This window comes from Streptomyces sp. NPDC004539 (genome assembly GCF_040610055.1).
Lineage (GTDB): Bacteria > Actinomycetota > Actinomycetes > Streptomycetales > Streptomycetaceae > Streptomyces.
This window is the reverse complement of record NZ_JBEXLS010000010.1, coordinates 245,039-261,914: the sequence shown is the minus strand read 5'-3', so window position 1 is coordinate 261,914 and position 16,876 is coordinate 245,039. Positions and strand designations below refer to the sequence as shown.

Below are 16,876 nucleotides of genomic sequence, written 5' to 3'. Positions count from 1 at the left end.
TCCTTCCCGCGCAGGCCGGCGGCCCCGGACTCACCTCATATCTGCCACGACCTCAGCCGGTCCGCCGCCCCGTAGACGTCGGCCTTCCCGGAGATCAGGTCCCGGGCGAGGTCGACTAACGCCCCGTAGGGCGGGTCGATGCCCGCGCCGCTGACGAACATGTAGGACACGGCCGTCGCGCAGGCGAACCGGGCGTTCGAGGCGGGCAGCGGTTTGAGGACCGCGAGGGTGTGCAGCAGGGCCGCCGCCCGCCAGGCCGGGTCGGAGTCGACACCGAGCCGGGGCGGATCGACGCGGTGCCGGGCGACGGCGGCGACGAGCGCGGAGAAGTCGTTGACGGTCGGCTGGTCCGGGAGGACCTCTTCATGGCGCTGGAGCAGCCACGGTACGTCGATATGGATGACGGACGTCATCGGCCGGCCGACCTGCCCCTCGCCCCGGTGGGGGTCTCGTCGTCGGGGAAGGCCGCCGCGAATTCGTCGGCGTGGGCGGCGAAGAACGTGCGGAACGCCGCCGCGCCTTCCTGGAGCGCCCGGTGGCGGGCGATGTCGGCGGCGGCGGCCTCCCGGACGAGCGCCTTCATCGACGTCCCGCGCTCCTTGGCGATCTGCCGCAGGTCCTCCAGCTCGCGTTCGCTGAACTCCACATTGAGGGCTGGCATGCGTCTCACGGTACCGCTCGGGTACTTACCCGTAAATATCCCCAGGTCAAGCAGGAGACCCAGCGGTACCGGAGGCGTACTGGTGTTCCTGTCTCAGCCCTGGTCGGCGACGAAGGAGGCCAGCCGGGTCAGGGCCGCGTTCCAGTTGACGGCCGTCTCGTTCGTCGACCACGACTGGATGTCGTCGATGTAGCAGAACTGGCCGACGCAGCCGAGGAGTTTGCTCTGCGCGTACGGGTCCTGGATCGACGAGTTGGGTCCGCCGGCGAGCGTCCCGGGAGGCGGCGACGGCAGGTTCGGGTCGAGTTGGTTGGCGTACCAACGGCTGTGCTGGCGGTGCGCGTTGGCCTCGCCGTAGCCGGTGACGTAGGACATGTTCAGCGCGTTGCGCCCGAGGACGTAGTCCATGCTCTGCACGGCTCCGTCACGGTACTTCGAGGCGCCGGTGATGTCGTAGGCGCTCGCGACGACGACCGCGTTGTTGAGGACCTGGTGCGCGGAGCCCCAGTCGTACATGTTGTTGTTGGGCGCGTACGGCATGCCGTACGCCTGGCCGGCGAGTGTGGTCAGGTAGCCGTCCGCGCCCTTCACGACGGACGCGCGGACCTTGTCGCGGCCGGGGAGCTTGTTCGGGACGAGGGCGAGGTCGAGGCGTCCGGCCGCCGCCGTGCCGCCCCAGTCGAAGCTGACGGGGCCGAAGACGTTCGCCGTGTGGAGCGGGGAGTTCAGGACGAAGTCCGCGAACTGCTTCTCGCCGGTGGTGAGATACAGCTCGGCCGACGCCCAGTAGAACTCGTCGGTGACGTTGTTGTCGTTGTAGGCGCCGCCGCCGGTGCCGTCGTTGGGGTCGGCGTAGATCGCGGGGTGCGCCTGCGCGGCGGCCCATGCCTTGCGGGCGGCGGTCAGGGCCTTCGCGGCGAACGCCTTGTCGTACGGCTTGTAGAGGCGGGCCGCCTGGGCGGCTGCGGCGGCGAGGTTGAGGGTGGCGGCGGTGGACGGCGGGTGCAGTTCGCGTTTCTGCGGGTCGTCGCTGGGCAGCAGGGGCAGGCCGGTCCAGTTCTGGTCGTGGATCTTGTGGTGGGCCATTCCGGCGAGGGGCTGTCCGTCCGGGACCTGCATCTTCAGCAGGAACTCCAGCTCCCAGCGGGCCTCGTCGAGGACGTCGGGGACCTTGTTGCCGCTCTCGGGCAGGGCGAGCTGTCCGTCGCCGAGGCGGGCCGGGGTGCCGGTGCGGGCGTGCAGGGAACGCTCGTAGGTGCTGAGCACCTCCCACGTCGAGATGCCGCCGTTGACGACGTACTTGCCGTGGTCGCCGGCGTCGTACCAGCCGCCGCTGACGTCCAAGGAGTAGTCGCAGACGCCGGGTTGGCAGGGTACGGAGGTGTCGCCCTGGTTGGGCGCGGTGCCGACGTGCCCTGCGGCCCTGCCGTAGCCGGGGCGCAGGTCGTCGCGGATCGGGGTGCCGCTGCGCTGCGTGTAGTAGTACTTCACGGCGTCGCGGCCGAGCGTCTCGTAGGCGGCCGTGCCGATGTCGAACGGCCGGCTGGTCTCGCCGTCGGCGGTGAGCGTGTAGCCGGTGCCGGCCTTGCGGTAGGCGCCGAAGTCGACGGTGTGGACGTTCTGCGCGGAGGACAGGTCGGTGCCGCGCGGGACGGTCCAGCCGTGCGCGACGGTCGTCCCGGCCGCGTTCTTGAGCTGCCAGGGCAGCCGGGTGGTCGCGTCGGTCACGAGGGTCGCGTTCTTCGGCCCGGCGGGCAGGTAGGCGACCTGGTTGACGCGGACGCGCGGACCGGTGTCCGGCTCGTACACCTCCGGCGGCACCCCGCCGAGCAGCGAGACGTCGTCCACGCAGAACCGCCACGGGTCCGCGCTGCCGCCGACCTGGAAGGCGACCTGGGCCTGCGTGGTGTCGACGGGCGAGGTGAAGGTGTAGGAGTACGCCCCGTCGGCCTCGGTCAGGGCGGGGCTCGCCTCCTGCCAGGTGTCGTACGGGGAGACGGCGAGGCCGACGATCGCGCGCACGACGTGCCCCTCGGGCGCGCCGGACGCCTTGAAGGAGAAGCGGTAGGACTCGCCCTTGACGAGGGTGAGGTCGTTCTGGCCGATCCCGGAGTCCCAGCGGTTGGCGGTGCCGCCGGGGACGTCGGCGCAGAGCCGTCCGTCGGCGGCGACGGGGGTGACGTTGCTGGTCCACCACGGGGCGGTGCCGTTGTCGAAGCCGCCGTTCCTCACCTGCTCGACCTCGTCGGCTCCGGCGGGAGTGGCCGGGAGGGCGACGAGGGCGCCGCCCAGTAACGCGGCCAGGGTCAGTGCGGCCGTTCTGCGTCGTTTCACGTCTGGCTCCTCGGGGTGCGGCTCCGGGCGTGGCTCCCACCGTGCTGCGACGTACCGATGGGAGCGCTCCCATATTGCGGACGGGCCGCCCATGCTCGTTGCCGCCGTGACCTCCGTCAACGGTCCGGACGAAACAGCTTCCGTCCGGACCGCCCGCCGGTTACGCCTCCAGCTTGCTGACCCTGACCGCTCCTTGGGCCTCACCCGGCCGCGCGCTCGTGAACGTGAGCTTCACGCGGGACCCCCGCAACGCGCCGAAGGTGACCACGGAGGGCGCGTCGGAGGCCGTGGCCCACTCGACGGCGACACCCGTGGCGGGCACGTACGCCCGCCCGTCCCACACCTCGACCCCGACCCCCTTCGGCAGGCTGTGTCCCGCGTCCACGGTGAACGACACCTCGACCCGGTCGTAGTCCCGCGTCCTCCCGTGGTCCACGGCGACCCAGTCCTTCACGCGCGCCCCGCTGAACGCGGGCAGCAGTGCGGTGGCCGCCTTGAGGAAGCCGTTGGACCAGCCGGTCGCCGGGTTCCCGTCGAGCATCGCGGCCGGGAGCGTGTCGGGGCGGCCGGAGTAACTGGCGTCGGCGTAGGGGTGGTTCGGCGCCTCGGCGGGCTCGGCGGCGAACGCGGGCGGCGGGGTCGCGGAGACCGAGCGGGCCCAGGTGGTGCGCAGGGCGACCGTCCCCGTCCGCAGCCCCTCCCCCGTGGCCGTGACCTTCAGCGTCCCGGCCCCGGTGCCCGACCTCACGATGGCGAGCGCCTTGCCGTGGAAGGCGGTCCGGGTGCTCGACTGGTACTTCTCGGCGCTCTCCTGGCGCCCGTTGTCGAGTCCGGCGAGGGAGCCGCCCTCGACCGTGAACGTCAGCAGGTGTTCGGTGCCGGGGACGACCGTGCCGCGCGCGTCGACCACGTCGGCGGTGACGAACGCGAGTGAACGCCCGTCGGCGGCCAGGGACTTGCGGTCGGCGGTGAGCCGCACGGCGTACGGGGCGCCGGCCGTGCGCAGGACGTCGGTGGCGACGGTCTTGCCGCCGCGCCGGGCGACCGCCTTCAACTCGCCCTCCTGGAAGGGGACTTTCCAGGTGAGGTGCAGTTTCCCCGCGCTGCCGTTCGGACTTGTGTAGCTCCCGGGGTAGGGGCCGTCGGTGAACGTCTTGTCGTCGCCGGTCGCCTCGGTCGTCTCCAGGTATCCCCGGCCGTCCACGGTCTTCTTCTCGTCGAACGACCTCACCCCCAACGACCTGCCGTTCAGGAAGAGTTCGACCTCGGGGACGTTCGCGTACGCCCAGACCTCGACGGTCTCCCCCGCCTCGTGGTTCCAGCTCGTGGGCAGCAGATGGACCATGGGCTCGCTCACCCACTGGCTGCGGAACAGGTGGTACATGTCCTTGGGGAACCCGGCGGTGTCGACCGCGCCGAAGAACGACGCCTTCACCGGGAACACGTCGTACGGCGTGGGCTCGCCGATGTAGTCGATGCCGGACCACAGGAACTGCCCCGCGAACCACTTCCGGTCGCGGTCCTTCTTGTGGCCGTACTCGCCGCTCATCGTCCAGGAGGCGAGGTTGTTGTCGTAGGAGGAGACCGCGCGCTTGCCCGGGGTGTGGTTCTCGCCGGTGTTGAGGTGTTCGGGCTCCTGATAGGCGCCCCGGGTCGAGGTCTCCGACGAGGATTCCGACTCGAAGAGGAACAGGTGCGGGTAGCGGGCGTGGAGGGCGTCGACCGACTTCGCGGTGTTGTAGTTGAGGCCGAGGCCGTCGAGTTTGGCGAGGATCAGGTCGGCCGGGGTGCCGGGGGCGGGGACGCTGCGGTGGCGGTGGGAGCCGATGACGACGGGGCGCGTCGTGTCGTACGCCTTGATGCCGGCGATCAGGCGGTCGGCGATCGTGAGGCCCGCCGTGGAGGTGAACTCGGTGATCTCGTTGCCGATCGACCACATGACGACGGCCGGGGAGTTGCGGGCCGCGAGGACCATCTCGGCGATGTCGCGGTCGGACCACTCGTCGAAGAAACGGCCGTAGTCGTAGCGGGTCTTGGGGGACTTCCAGCAGTCGAACGCCTCCACCAGCATGACGATCCCCAGCTCCTCGCAGATGCGGATCATCTCCGTGGAGGGCGGGTTGTGGGAGGTGCGGAAGGCGTTCACGCCCATCGACTTCATGATGGTCATCTGGCGCCGGATCGCGTCCGCGCTGACCGCCGCGCCGAGCGCGCCGAGGTCGTGGTGGAGGTCGACGCCCTTCAGCTTGGCGTGTTTCCCGTTGAGTTCGAACCCCTCGTCGGGGTCCACCCGGAAGGTGCGGAAGCCGAAAACCGTCGCGTACGTGTCCACCAGCGCGCCCCCGACCCGGAGTTCGGTCTCCAGGCGGTAGCGCTGCGGGTCGGCGAAGTCCCAGCGCTTCGGGTCGGGGACGACGACGGAGTGCGCCTCGGTCGCGCTGCCGGTCACCGTGAGGGTGGACGAAGTCCGGGCGGCCGTGCGGCCGCCCGGGGCGACGATCCGGGAGGTGACCTCGACCTCCCGGGGGATGCCGGAGGTGTTGGTGACCGTGGTGCGGATGTCGACGCTCGCGCGGTCGCCGGTGATCTCCGGGGTCGTGACGTGGGTGCCCCAGCGGGGAACGTGGACCGCGTCGGTGACGATCAGGCGGGCCTCGCGGTAGATGCCGCTGCCGGAGTACCAGCGGCTGCTGGGGAGGCGGTTGCGGACGCGGACGGCGAGGACGTTCTCCGTGGCGCCGTCGGCGTGGACGTGGCCGGTGAGGTCGTAGGCGAAGCCGGTGTAGCCGTAGGGGTGGGTGCCCAGTTCGGTGCCGTTGCAGAAGACCGTGGAGTCCATGTAGACGCCGTCGAACTCGACGCCGATCCGGCGGCCCTCGTACGCCTTCGGGACGGTGAAGGAGAGGCGGTACCAGCCGAGGCCGCCCGGGAAGAAGCCGGTGCCGCTGGTGGTTCCGTTCGCGGTGGTGGGGGCCAGCTCGATCGACCAGTCGTGCGGGACGGCGACCTCCCGCCACGCCGAGTCGTCGTACGCGGGGTCGGCGGCCCGGTCGTAGGCACCCGTGGGGTCGGTGATGCCGCCCGGGTTGACCAGGGCGAAGCGCCAGCCGTCCCGCAGGGGGAGGGTCTGGCGGCCGGTGGCGGGCGCGTGGGCGTGGGCGGCGGTGGACAGCAAGGCGCCAGCCGCGGGGGCGGCGGCGGACGCCAGCAGGACCGATCTACGGGTGAACGTCATGGCGGCTCTCCCTGAAACAGACGTCGGGAACCAGAACTACTCACAATTGATCGTCAAACAACAGAATGTGACGCCGACACGCGAGGAGCCGTCAAGGGTGCCTGACACACACCCGCCACCCGCGCATCGCGGCCCTCCCCCGGCAGCGCTTAGGCTGGGGCGGAAGTGGCGGCTGTGTTCACTGTGAGTGTCCGCGATGGAGTGGCGAGAATGAGCCCGGTCTATCCGTTCGACGATGCCGAGACGGCACGGGTGGTCGTCGGGGACGACGGTGCCCTCGTCGAGTGGAACGGCGGCGCGCGGGCCCTGCTCGGCTGGGCGCCGGAGGAGGTCGTGGGCGGCCCCGCCGCGGTGCTGCTGGCCGACGGCGCGCTGCCGGTCCCGTCCGCGGCCCGCTGGGACGGCACGGTCGCGCTGCGCCACCGCGAAGGGCACGTCGTACGGGTCTGGCTGCTCGCCCACCATCGCGCGCCCCGGGCCGGGCGGGCCGGGCACTGGCTGGTCGTGACGCCGCTGACCGGGACCGGGCCGCGCGCGGCGGACGATCCGCTGGCGCTGCCGGCGCTGGCGCAGTCGCCGTGCGCGCTCGCCGTGTACGACGACCGGCTGCGGCTGCGGCTCGTGAACGACGCCATGCAGGCGGCGATCGGGCTGCCCGAGGAGCGCATCCGGGGCCTCAGGCTCGCCGAGATCGGCGGCCGGCCGCAGAGCGACGAGCTGGAGGCGCACATGGCCGACGTGCTCGCCAGCGGCCTCGCCAAGGACGTCCAGACCTACACGCGCACCGGCGGCGAGGAGTACGCGCACGCCTGGCTGGCCCGGTTCGCGCCGGTCACCGACGCGGCGGGGCGGGTCGTCGGCGTCGCCCTGTCGGCGCACGACTTCACCGAGAACTACCTCGCGCGCGAGCGCCTCCAACTGGTCAACGAGGCGAGCGTACGGATCGGTTCCACGCTCGACGTCACCCGTACGGCGCAGGAGCTGGCGGACGTGTGCGTGCCCGCGCTCGCCGACTTCGTGAGCGTGGACCTGATCGACCCGCCGGACGGCACGGAGCCCCCGGCACGGTTCGTGTCGCCGGTGCCGCTGCGGCGGGCCGCGCACCAGTCGGTGAACCCGGGGAGCCCGGAGGCGGTGGCGAAGCCGGGCGAGGTGCAGACGTATCCGCCGGGGTCGCCACAGTCGGACTCGCTGACGGCGGGGCGCACGATCGTGGCGACGGTGCCCGGCGGGGCGCTGGACCAGTGGCTGGCCTGGGACGCGGCGCGCGGGGCGCGGGTGCGGGAGATCGGCGTCCACTCGGTGATGTCGGTGCCGCTGCGGGCCCGGGGCGCGACGCTCGGGGTGGCGGTGCTGACCCGCTTCCGCCGCCCCGACCCCTTCGCCCAGGACGACGTCCTGCTCGCCGAGGAGGTCACCGCGCGGGCGGCGGTCTGCGTCGACAACGCCCGCCGCTACTCCCGTGAGCGGGACACCGCCCTCGCCCTCCAGCGCAGCCTCCTGCCCCGCACCCTGCCGCGCACGGCCGCCGTCGACGCCGCGTCCCGGTACCTCCCGGCGGCCCGCGCGGGCGTCGGCGGGGACTGGTTCGACGTGATCCCGCTGTCCGGGACGCGGGTCGCGATGGTCGTCGGGGACGTCGTGGGGCACGGCATCCAGGCGTCCGCGACGATGGGCCGCCTGCGGACCGCCGTGCGCACCCTCGCCGACATCGACCTCGCGCCGGACGAGCTGCTCACCCACCTCGACGACCTCGTCGTCCGGCTCTCCGAGGAGGCCGGCAGCGAGGGGAGCCCCGGGGAGGTCGGGGCGACCTGTCTGTACGCGGTGTACGACCCGGTGACGCGGCGGTGCACGATGGCGCGGGCCGGGCATCCGCCGCCCGTGGTGGTGGCGCCGGGCGGGCCGCCGCGCCGGGTGGAGCTGCCGGCGGGGCCGCCGCTCGGGCTCGGCGGGCTGCCGTTCGAGTCGGCGGAGGTGCAGCTCGCCGAGGGGAGCGTCCTCGCGCTGTACACGGACGGGCTGATCGAGTCCCGCTCGCGGGACGTCGACGCCGGGTTCCGGGCGCTGTGCGCGGCCCTCACCGGGTACGCGGACTCCCTCGACGAGACCTGCGACCGGGTCCTGCACGCCCTGTTGCCGCCCGGCGGGAGCGCCGACGACGTCGCGCTGCTCCTCGCGCGCACGCGCGCGCTGCCCGCCGACCACATCGCGACCTGGGACGTCCCCTCCGATCCGGCGCTCGTCGCGCGGGTGCGCAAGCAGGTCGCCGAGCGGCTCGTCGCCTGGCGGATCGACGCGGTGTCCTTCACGGCGGAGCTGGTGGTCAGCGAGCTGGTCACGAACGCGATCCGGTACGGCTCCCACCCGATCAGGCTGCGGCTGATCCATGACGCGGCGACGCTGATCTGCGAGGTGTCCGACACCAGTCACACGGCCCCTCATCTGCGGCGCGCGAAGACCTGGGACGAGGGCGGGCGGGGGCTGCTGCTGGTGGCGCAGCTCACGGACCGGTGGGGGACGCGGCACACGTCGGAGGGGAAGACGATCTGGGCGGAGCTGGGGTTGCTCGGGGAGGACTGAAGGGGGAGGCGTGCGGGGCGAAGTGTGTTTTTCTTACCGCCACCTGTTTTCATAGGGGGTTGCCCGTCCCCCGTGGGGGTTGCTCGTCGCCTGTACGTCCCTTAAGGAACCGCCCTGAACACCGCGCTCGCCGTCACCCTGTCCTCCGTCCTGCTCGCCGCCTCCCTCGGCTGGGCGGTGCTGCGGCCTTCGGGGAAGTCGGAGGCGCTGGTGGCGGTACCGGCGGCCGTGCTGGTGGTGGCGTTGGGGGCGATCTCGGCGGGGGACGCGTGGGAGGAGGCGGAGCGGCTCGGCCCGGTCGTCGGGTTCCTCGCGGCGGTACTGGTGCTGGCGCACTTCTGCGCGGTGGAGGGGCTGTTCACGGCGTGCGGGGCGTGGCTCGCGCGGCGCGCGGCGGGGCGGCCCCGGCGGCTGCTGACCTCGGTGTTCGGGCTGGCGTCGGTGATCACGGCCGTACTGAGCCTGGACGCGACGGTCGTCCTGCTGACGCCGGTCGTGTTCGCGACGGCGACCCGGCTGAAGCTCCGGGCGCGTCCGCACGTCTATGCCTGCGCGCACCTCTCCAACACGGCGTCCCTGCTGCTGCCGGTGTCGAACCTGACGAACCTGCTGGCGTTCACGGCGAGCGGGCTGAGCTTCACGCGGTTCGCGGCGCTGATGGCGTTGCCGTGGGTGGTGGCGATCGGCGCGGAGTATCTGGTGATGCGCCGCTTCTTCGCCGCCGACCTGCCCGTCCGGGAGGCGGCCCGGGAGTCCGGGCCCGCTCCCGAGGTGCCGATGTTCGCGCTGGTCACGGTCGCGGCGACGCTCGCCGGGTTCGTGGTGGCGTCGGCGGTGGGGATCGAGCCGGCGTGGGTGGCGTTCGCGGGGGCGCTGGTCCTCGCGGTGCGGGCGCTGGCGCGGCGGCAGGCGGGTCCGGCGGAGGTGGTGCGGGCGGCGGCGCCGGGGTTCCTGGCGTTCGTGCTGGCCCTCGGCATCGTCGTGCGCGGGGTCGTCGACAACGGGCTCGGGGACGCGCTCGGGCGGGTGCTGCCGGGGGGTTCGGGGCTGCTCGCGCTGCTGGGGTTCGCGGCGGTGGCCGCGCTGCTCGCGAACTTCATCAACAACCTGCCCGCCGTCCTCGCGCTGGCGCCGCTGGCCGCCCCGGCGGGTCCCGGGGCGGTGCTCGCGGTGCTGCTCGGCGTGAACATCGGGCCGAACCTGACGTACGCCGGTTCCCTCGCGACGCTGCTGTGGCGCCGGGTGGTGCACGGGCACGAGGAGCGCGTGGACGTCGGCGAGTTCACCCGGCTGGGTCTGCTGACGGTTCCGGCGGCGCTGCTCGCGTCCGTGGGGGCGCTGTGGGTGTCGCTCCAGCTGGTGTGAGCCGGGGTGTGAGCGGGGCGGTCGTCGGTCAGCGGCCGTAGCCGCCGTAGCCGTACCCGTAGCCTCCCCAGCCGTAGCCGCCGCCGTACCCGTACCCCCCGTTGCCGTAGCCGCCGTAGCCGCAGGCGTACGGGTTGTAGGGCGAGCACTGTGACGTCGGCGCCGACGTGGAAGGCGTGGGCGTCGGGGTCGGGGCGGGCTTCGGGTCGGCCTTCTTCGGGGGCGCTGGGGTGGGGGTCGGGGCCGGCTGCGGGGCGGCCTTCTTGGGGGCCGCCTGCGTCTTGCCGGGGTTCTGGGCGGTGTCCCAGTTGACGATCTGCATCTGGAGATCGGGCTTGGACGTGTCGATCACCCAGCGCTGGGCGGCGCTGTCCGCGCGGTTCTTCGCGACGAGCGCCCCGGAGCCGTCGGTCGCGGCGGGCGCGAGCGCGAGGTCCTGGCTCCAGCGCGGGACGAGCGTGCCCTGGAGGGTGAAGTCGTAGCGGACGCTGTTCTCCTCGGTCTTCGCGTCCGTGCAGGACGTGAGGACGACGGAGTAGCCGAGGTGGGAGTCGAGGCACAGGTCGGGCGCGAGGCCGTTGCGCAGGAGGCCGTTCGTCTCGTACGACCACTGCTGCGAGGCGACCGACGAGCAGTTCCCGAGGACGGCTTCGGCGCCCGCGACGGCCTTGCCGCCCGCGATGCCGATGCACTTGCCGGAGAACACGTTGTGCAGCCGGCCGCGCAGGGTGCCCTGGACGGCGTCGCCCGCGTCGATCCAGGAGGGGCCGTTCGTGGAGGTGTCCTTGCCGGGGCGCGGGGTGTCGGTGCGCTCCGCCTGGCTGCCGCTGTCGCCGGAGCCCATCGCGGACCACATGACGAGCGGGAGGACGACGAGGCCGCTGACGGTGAGGACGGCGGCGGCGAGGTTGCGGCGGCGGGTGCGGCGGGCGGCCTTGCGGGCGGCGCGCACGGAGCTGCCGCCGGGGACGACGACGAGTTCGGTGCTCGGCGCCTGGAAGTCCTCGCCGGGCAGGGCGCGCTGCGTGGCGGGCGGCTCCTCGGGGGCGCCCGCGCGGACCTCCTGGTAGGCGTGCGCGGCCCAGCCGAGGGCGCCTTCGGAGAGGGCGGTGCCGAGGGCGGGTCCTTCGGCGAAGCAGGCGAGCTGGTCGGCGGTGTAGGCGCAGTGCCGGCAGCGGTCGAGGTGGCCGCGCAGGTCGGCGTCCATGCCGTCGCCGCGGCGGCTGGTGACGTCGAGGAGGCGGTCGTAGCGGTGGCACTCCTCCTCGACGGCGAGTTCGCGGTGCGACTGGAGGAGTTCCTCGCGCAGCCGGTCGCGGGAGCGGCGCAGTTCGACGCGGGCGCCCTCGGTGTCGAGGCCGAGGAGGGAGGCGGGGGCGGCGAGCGGTTCGGACTCGACCTCGACGTGCCACAGGAGGCAGCGGGAGGTCGGGGAGAGCCGCTGGAAGGACCTCGACAGGAGGCGTCTGTTGAGGGGCGGCAGGAGCCGGGCGGCGAGGAGGTCGGCGTCCTCGACTCGCAGGCCGGGGTGGAGGAGGTCGCGGCGGCCGTCGGTGGACCACTCCGCGGCTATGCGGCGGACGGTGACCAGGAGGTGGGGGCGCCAGGCGGCGGTGGGACCGTCGTGGCGCAGGGACTCGCCGAAGAGGCGGGTGAACGCGGCGGTGGTGAGCATGCCCGCCGCGCGTTCGCCGTCGGTGCACAGGCGTGCGTAGAGGAAGGCGGCTTCCCAGTGCCGGTCGAGGAGTTCGCCGACGGGGTGCAGCGCGGGCTCCGCTCCTCCCCAGCTTTTCAGTTCCGCGCTCAGCATTTCGTCCGTCGCGTGGGAACGCCGCGCCGAAGTCGGGGAATTCGACTGACCCGCTTCTGTCACAGTTGGATTCCTCCCGGGGGAGATACACGGAACCGGCCGTCTCGAACGTCCGCCGGAGCAGCTCTTGTGAAGCGTGGGGGAGGACGGGAGGGGTCTTCGCGCGTACGTGGAGAACGTGTCGGCGCGCGTTGACAAGGCACACCTTCGCACAGGCCGTGGAGATCGAACAAGGGATCTCGCGGATCGTGAGCTTTTTGTGTGTCAGGCCGTGAACTGCGTTTCTGTCCAAGGGGATCGGCGGTGCACACATCCCGTGCACACCGCCCGAATCGGTCGCTTTCCCTTTAGAGTCGCAGCACTTCATTGTTTGTTTTTCCGCCCGTGATGCCGGGTTCGGCATATTCGCCGCGCACTTCTCCGACTTCGGTGCGGTCGTATCGGCCGAAAGGCCGAGGCGGATTCAGCGGCCGGGGTGGGTGCCGAGGCGGCCGGGGGTGGGGGCGCCCTGGACCTCGCCGATGTAGAGGGTGATCTGCTGGCGGAGGCGTTCGGCGGCGGCGCGGTCGGCCATGAAGGCGGGGAACGCGTCGAGGCCGGCGTTCTTGTACTGCCAGACCGGCTTCAGTCCGGCGGGCGGGGCGACGTCGGTGCGGACGGACCAGGCGTCGCTGGTCTGGCGCTCCGCGGAGAGCTGCCAGTTCATGAACAGCTTGGCGGCGGCGGGGTGGCGGGCGGTCTTGAGGATCGCCTCGCGCTGGCCCCAGGCGACGAACGGGTCGGTGGTGTTCGGGATCATGCTGCCCTCGGCCCCGGGGGTGACCCAGCCGCCGAGGCCGACCGCCTTCTTCCCCTCGGCCATCAGGTTCCCGGCCGAGTCGGAGCCGCGCAGGTACTGGGTGTTGGCCGCCATGCCCTCCAGCCACTTCCAGCCGAACGTCTTCACGTACCGGCTGTACAGGAAGAGCGTCGCGTCGTCGTCGTTCGGGTAGGCGGAGGCGACCTTGCCCTTCCAGCGGGCGGCGGAGAGGTCCCGGACACTGCGCGGGGCGTCCTTGCCGACGGCCTGCTCGTTGTAGGCGGCGCCGAAGGCGAACACGTCGGTGGCGATCCAGGCGCCGTCCGGGTCCTTGAACGCCTTGTGCACCTTGTCGAACCCGGCGGGCTTGTAGGACATCAGCACGCCCTGCTTCTTCCAGCGGTCGAAGTCCTGGAGCGTCTGGAGCTGGACCACGTCGGGGACGAGGCTCTTCGTCGCGATCTGGTGGTCGATCCGGGCGTCGTGGTACTTGCTGTAGTCCACGACCATGTTCACCGTGACGCCGGGGAAGCGCTTCTCGAACGCGCTCTTGGTGTCGTCCTGCTGGTTCTTCCAGTCGCCGCCGGCGTAGACGGTGAGCTTGCCGCCCTCGGCCCTGGCGGCGGCGTACAGCTGGTCGAGGGTCTTGCTCTCCTCGGTGAGGGGTCCGGCCTCGGAGCGGCCGGCGAGGCCAAGAGTGAGGCCGACGGCCACGACACTGGTCGCGACGGTGGCGGCGATGAGCACGCCGCCCAGGCTGTTCGGCTTCGGGGTGCGGGCGGGCTTCGGCAGCGGGTTCAGCAGCATCGGTGGGACTCCAGGGTGAGAACAGGTGAGGGGTGTCGGTCAGCGGATCAGTTCGGCGGGTTTCGTGGCCTTGCCGAGCAGCCACTCCAGCGGCCCGCGCCGGAAGAAGCGCGACCACAGGGCGGCGAACACCGTCACGGCGACGATGAAGCCGAGCAGTACGTGCAGCGGCGAGCCGGGAAGCTCCTCGATGCCGAGGACGTGGATGCCGGCGATGTGGAAGACGTACGCGGTCAGGGACATCGAGCCGACGGCGATGACGGGCTTCACGAACCGGTGGAAGCGGGCGAAGGCGTCGACGGCGGCGAGGCAGCCGATGAGGACGAGGAGCGCGACACCGGTGTTCCCGACGACGGACAGGGTGGTCTCGCTGTGCGGGGAGGCGACGAGCAGGCCGTAAGGGGTGTCGCCGGTCGGGTAGCCCCAGGTGTCCGACCACCAGGCCGACGCCGCGGAGCCGCCGCCCCCGCCGAAGCCGCCGAATCCGTCTCCGCCCGAACCGCCCTTGCCCCAGCCGCTCTCGGCCAGCCGGGTCAGGGCGCCGGGTACGAGGTGCAGGGCGAGCCAGGAGCCGCCGTAGCCGAGGACGGTGAGCGCGGCGCCGGTGAGGGCGAGCCGGGTGCGGACGACGGTGGCGGCCAGGTCGAGGCGGGCCACGGCCATCCCGGCGATGACGAACGGAATCCAGGTCAGCGCCGGGTAGCTGCCGGAGAACAGCAGCGAGACGACGCCGCCCGTCTCGGCCGGCCAGGTCCACAGACCGCCGGGCTCGTGGTCGGCCAGGAGGCGCTGGACGACGTAGAGGAGCTGCGGCAGGACCAGGGCGCTCGCCCCGGCGATGACCGCCAGGGGCAGGGCGCGCAGCCGGTACAGCGGCAGGACGAGGAGGAAGTAGAGGCCGTAGAAGGCGAGGATGACCTCGACGGGAGTGCCGCTCATCGTCAGGAGCGTGCCGAGGACCAGCAGGATCGCCGCCCGGATCACCACCTTGGCGACCGCCTGGCGGCCCGCGCGCCCGGTCTTCGGGGTGCGCCGGCCGGTGATCAGCATGATCGAGAATCCGGCGAGGAAGGCGAAGAGCGCGGAGGCCCTGCCGTGCGCCAGCTCCATCACGTGGCCGACGAAGCCGCCCTGGGCGGGGTCGGGGCCGACATGGGCGGCGTACATGCCGAAAACGGCGAGGCCGCGCGCGAGGTCCACGCCGATCAGCCGGCCGGTGGAAGGACGGGCGGGCTGCTCGGCCCACCCGGGGGCCGGGTCGGCGGCCTGTTCCGTGAGCGTCGTGCGGTCTGCGTTCTGGGTCATGTACCCAGGCTGTTGCGCGGGCCGCCGCCGCAGTATCCGGCAGTCGTCCGGTCCGCCCCCGCCGGTCGGCTGGTCCTCTCCCCCCGACCGGCGGGACTGCACCCCGTACCCTCTGCCACAAGGCGTTTCAGGCTCTACGGTCGAAAGCGACGACCCGGACAGGGCGGCCGGACCCACCGGCGACGATTCAGAACGACGAGGCGGGACGCACGTGATCCGTGTGATGGTGGTGGACGACGAGGCGCTCGTACGGTCCGGTTTCCAGCTCATTCTCAACGCGGCCGAGGACATCGAGGTCGTCGCGACGGCGACCGGCGGCGAGGCCGTCGCCGCGGTCCGCGACACGCGGCCGGACGTGGTGCTGCTGGACATCCGGATGCCGGACGTGGACGGGCTGACCGTTCTCGGGCAGGTGCGGGCGCTGCCCGAGCCGCCGGTCGTGGCGATGCTGACGACGTTCGACGCGGACGACTACGTCGTGACCGCCCTCAAGTCGGGCGCCGCCGGGTTCCTCCTCAAGGACACCGAGCCGGACCAGCTCGCGCAGCTCGTGCGGACGCTGGCGGCGGGCGGGGTCGTCATGTCCCCCAAGGCGTCGCACGCGGTGTGGCGGGGCCGCCCCGGCACGGGCGCCGGCGACGAGGAGGCCGGCCGGGTCGGGCTGCTCAGCGAGCGGGAGCGCGAGGTGCTCGTGCTGGTCGCGGAGGGCCTGTCCAACGCGGAGATCGGCACGCGCATCCATCTCAGCGCGGGGACCGTGAAGGACCACGTCAGCGCGATCCTCACGAAGCTGCGGGTGGGCAGCCGGGTGCAGGCGGCGCTGCTCGCCCAGCGGGCGGGGCTGCTGGCGGCGCCGGACGGGGAGCCGGGGCGATGAGACCGGTCCGGTGGTCGCGGGTGCCGGCCCCCGCCGTGGACGCCCTCGTCGTCCTGGTGGCGCTGGCGGACTTCTGGATCAACCAGTGGGACATGGGCGACGGCGCCAAGGTGATCGCCGTCCTCGCCTGCGCGGGGCTGTTCCTGCGGCGCCGGTTCCCGCTCGCGGTGTTCCTGCTGACGCTGCCCGCGACGCTCATGCAGGACATGGTGTTCGCGCCGTTCGCCGCGCTGTTCACGCTGGCCGAGCGGTCCCGCGACCGGCGGCTGCTGTCCGTGTGCGCGGTGCTGTTCGGGGTGGTCGCGGCGGTGCCGTGGCCACTGGACGCGTGGGACGAGCACGGGCGTACGACGACCTTCGTCTACTTCTTCTACACGCTGGCGACCGCCGCCGCGCCGGTGCTCCTCGGGCAGCTCCTCCAGGCCCGGCGGGATCTCGCGCGGCGGCTCGTGGAGATCGAGGAGGCCCGGGAGCACGAGCGGCTGCTGCACTCCCAGGCGGTGCTGGCGCGGGAGCGGGCGCAGCTCGCCCGGGAGATGCACGACGTGGTCTCCCACCAGGTCAGTCTGATCGCCGTCCAGGCCGGGGCGTTGCAGGTGGCCGCCAAGGACCCCGCCTTCAAGGAGGGGGTGCGGGCCATCCGGTCGCTCAGCGTCGACACGCTCGACGAGCTGCGGCACATGGTGACGCTGCTGCGGGCGTCCGGGGGCCGGGCCACGGAGCTGACGCCGCAGCCGACGCTCACCGATCTCCAGCGGCTGGTCAGCACGAGCGGGATCGAGACGGAGCTGGTCGGGGAGCTGCCCGCGCAGGTCGGCACGACGGCCCAGCGGGCGGTGTACCGGACGGTCCAGGAGGCGCTGACGAACGTCCGCAAGCATGCGCCGGGGGCCCGGGCGACGGTCCGGCTCTGGCAGGACGCGTCGGGGTTCGGCGTGACGGTCACGAACACCCCGGCCACCCGGCCGTCCCTGCCGTTGCCGGGGTCGCACCAGGGGTTGATCGGCCTCGGGGAGCGGGCGGAGCTGCTCGGCGGGACGTTCACCTCCGGCAGGACGGCGGAGGGCGGCTTCGAGGTGACGCTGCGGGTGCCGGGGTAA

At 72.5% G+C, this 16,876-nt stretch carries 11 protein-coding genes; 4 read left to right on the top strand and 7 right to left on the bottom strand.

Translation table 11 applies throughout. The features are described from left to right. Positions 1-35: 35 nt before the first annotated feature. The 4 genes from ABZX85_RS22570 to ABZX85_RS22555 form a co-directional block, all read right to left on the bottom strand. Entirely contained in the window at positions 36-413 is a 378-nt protein-coding gene (locus ABZX85_RS22570; RefSeq protein ID WP_355871325.1) for a toxin Doc, read from the bottom strand. Then, the gene (locus tag ABZX85_RS22565; protein ID WP_355871322.1) at positions 410-661 is read right to left on the bottom strand and encodes a hypothetical protein; all 252 of its coding nucleotides are present in this window, start codon (positions 659-661) and stop codon (positions 410-412) included. The genes ABZX85_RS22570 and ABZX85_RS22565 overlap by 4 nt, the downstream gene beginning before the upstream one ends. Positions 662-754: 93 nt before the next feature. Then, a complete protein-coding gene (locus ABZX85_RS22560; RefSeq protein WP_355871319.1) occupies positions 755-2,995 on the bottom strand; it encodes a glycoside hydrolase family 9 protein in 2,241 nt (746 codons plus the stop codon). 160 nt (positions 2,996-3,155) lie between these two features. Then, positions 3,156-6,230: a glycoside hydrolase family 2 TIM barrel-domain containing protein gene (locus ABZX85_RS22555; protein WP_355871316.1), complete on the bottom strand. Its 3,075-nt coding sequence runs from the start codon at positions 6,228-6,230 to the stop codon at positions 3,156-3,158. Positions 6,231-6,440: 210 nt separating this feature from the next. On the opposite strand from ABZX85_RS22555, the gene ABZX85_RS22550 reads away from it, so the two are divergent. Both ABZX85_RS22550 and ABZX85_RS22545 read left to right on the top strand, forming a co-directional pair. Continuing rightward, the gene (locus tag ABZX85_RS22550; RefSeq protein WP_355871313.1) at positions 6,441-8,813 is read left to right on the top strand and encodes a SpoIIE family protein phosphatase; all 2,373 of its coding nucleotides are present in this window, start codon (positions 6,441-6,443) and stop codon (positions 8,811-8,813) included. A gap of 114 nt (positions 8,814-8,927) precedes the next feature. Then, positions 8,928-10,178: an SLC13 family permease gene (locus tag ABZX85_RS22545; protein ID WP_355871455.1), complete on the top strand. Its 1,251-nt coding sequence runs from the start codon at positions 8,928-8,930 to the stop codon at positions 10,176-10,178. Positions 10,179-10,206: 28 nt separating this feature from the next. Here ABZX85_RS22545 and ABZX85_RS22540 read toward each other — a convergent pair whose 3' ends face one another. The 3 genes from ABZX85_RS22540 to ABZX85_RS22530 all read right to left on the bottom strand — a co-directional run bounded on the left by ABZX85_RS22540 (position 10,207) and on the right by ABZX85_RS22530 (position 14,899). After that, positions 10,207-11,988 carry an RICIN domain-containing protein gene (locus ABZX85_RS22540; protein WP_355871309.1) on the bottom strand — a complete coding sequence of 594 codons (1,782 nt, stop codon included), beginning with the start codon at positions 11,986-11,988 and terminating at the stop codon, positions 10,207-10,209. 463 nt (positions 11,989-12,451) lie between these two features. Further along, positions 12,452-13,594, bottom strand: a complete 1,143-nt coding sequence (locus tag ABZX85_RS22535; RefSeq protein ID WP_355871306.1) for an extracellular solute-binding protein — start codon at positions 13,592-13,594, stop codon at positions 12,452-12,454. 39 nt (positions 13,595-13,633) lie between these two features. Further along, positions 13,634-14,899 (bottom strand): DUF418 domain-containing protein, encoded by a 1,266-nt coding sequence (locus ABZX85_RS22530; RefSeq protein WP_355871303.1) that lies wholly within the window; start codon positions 14,897-14,899, stop codon positions 13,634-13,636. A gap of 211 nt (positions 14,900-15,110) precedes the next feature. Here ABZX85_RS22530 and ABZX85_RS22525 point away from each other — a divergent pair, with 211 nt between their 5' ends. Continuing rightward, the gene (locus tag ABZX85_RS22525) at positions 15,111-15,776 is read left to right on the top strand and encodes a response regulator transcription factor (RefSeq protein ID WP_355871301.1); all 666 of its coding nucleotides are present in this window, start codon (positions 15,111-15,113) and stop codon (positions 15,774-15,776) included. After that, positions 15,773-16,876 (top strand): histidine kinase, encoded by a 1,104-nt coding sequence (locus ABZX85_RS22520; RefSeq protein WP_355871298.1) that lies wholly within the window; start codon positions 15,773-15,775, stop codon positions 16,874-16,876. Before ABZX85_RS22525 ends, ABZX85_RS22520 begins: the two co-directional genes overlap by 4 nt.

Coding starts and splice junctions, on each gene's coding strand:
- ABZX85_RS22570 (WP_355871325.1), bottom strand. CDS start 413: ATGACGTCCGTCATCCATATCGACGTACCGTGGCTGCTCCAGCGCCAT.
- ABZX85_RS22565 (WP_355871322.1), bottom strand. CDS start 661: ATGCCAGCCCTCAATGTGGAGTTCAGCGAACGCGAGCTGGAGGACCTG.
- ABZX85_RS22555 (WP_355871316.1), bottom strand. CDS start 6,230: ATGACGTTCACCCGTAGATCGGTCCTGCTGGCGTCCGCCGCCGCCCCC.
- ABZX85_RS22550 (WP_355871313.1), top strand. CDS start 6,441: ATGAGCCCGGTCTATCCGTTCGACGATGCCGAGACGGCACGGGTGGTC.
- ABZX85_RS22540 (WP_355871309.1), bottom strand. CDS start 11,988: ATGCTGAGCGCGGAACTGAAAAGCTGGGGAGGAGCGGAGCCCGCGCTG.
- ABZX85_RS22535 (WP_355871306.1), bottom strand. CDS start 13,594: ATGCTGCTGAACCCGCTGCCGAAGCCCGCCCGCACCCCGAAGCCGAAC.
- ABZX85_RS22530 (WP_355871303.1), bottom strand. CDS start 14,899: ATGACCCAGAACGCAGACCGCACGACGCTCACGGAACAGGCCGCCGAC.
- ABZX85_RS22520 (WP_355871298.1), top strand. CDS start 15,773: ATGAGACCGGTCCGGTGGTCGCGGGTGCCGGCCCCCGCCGTGGACGCC.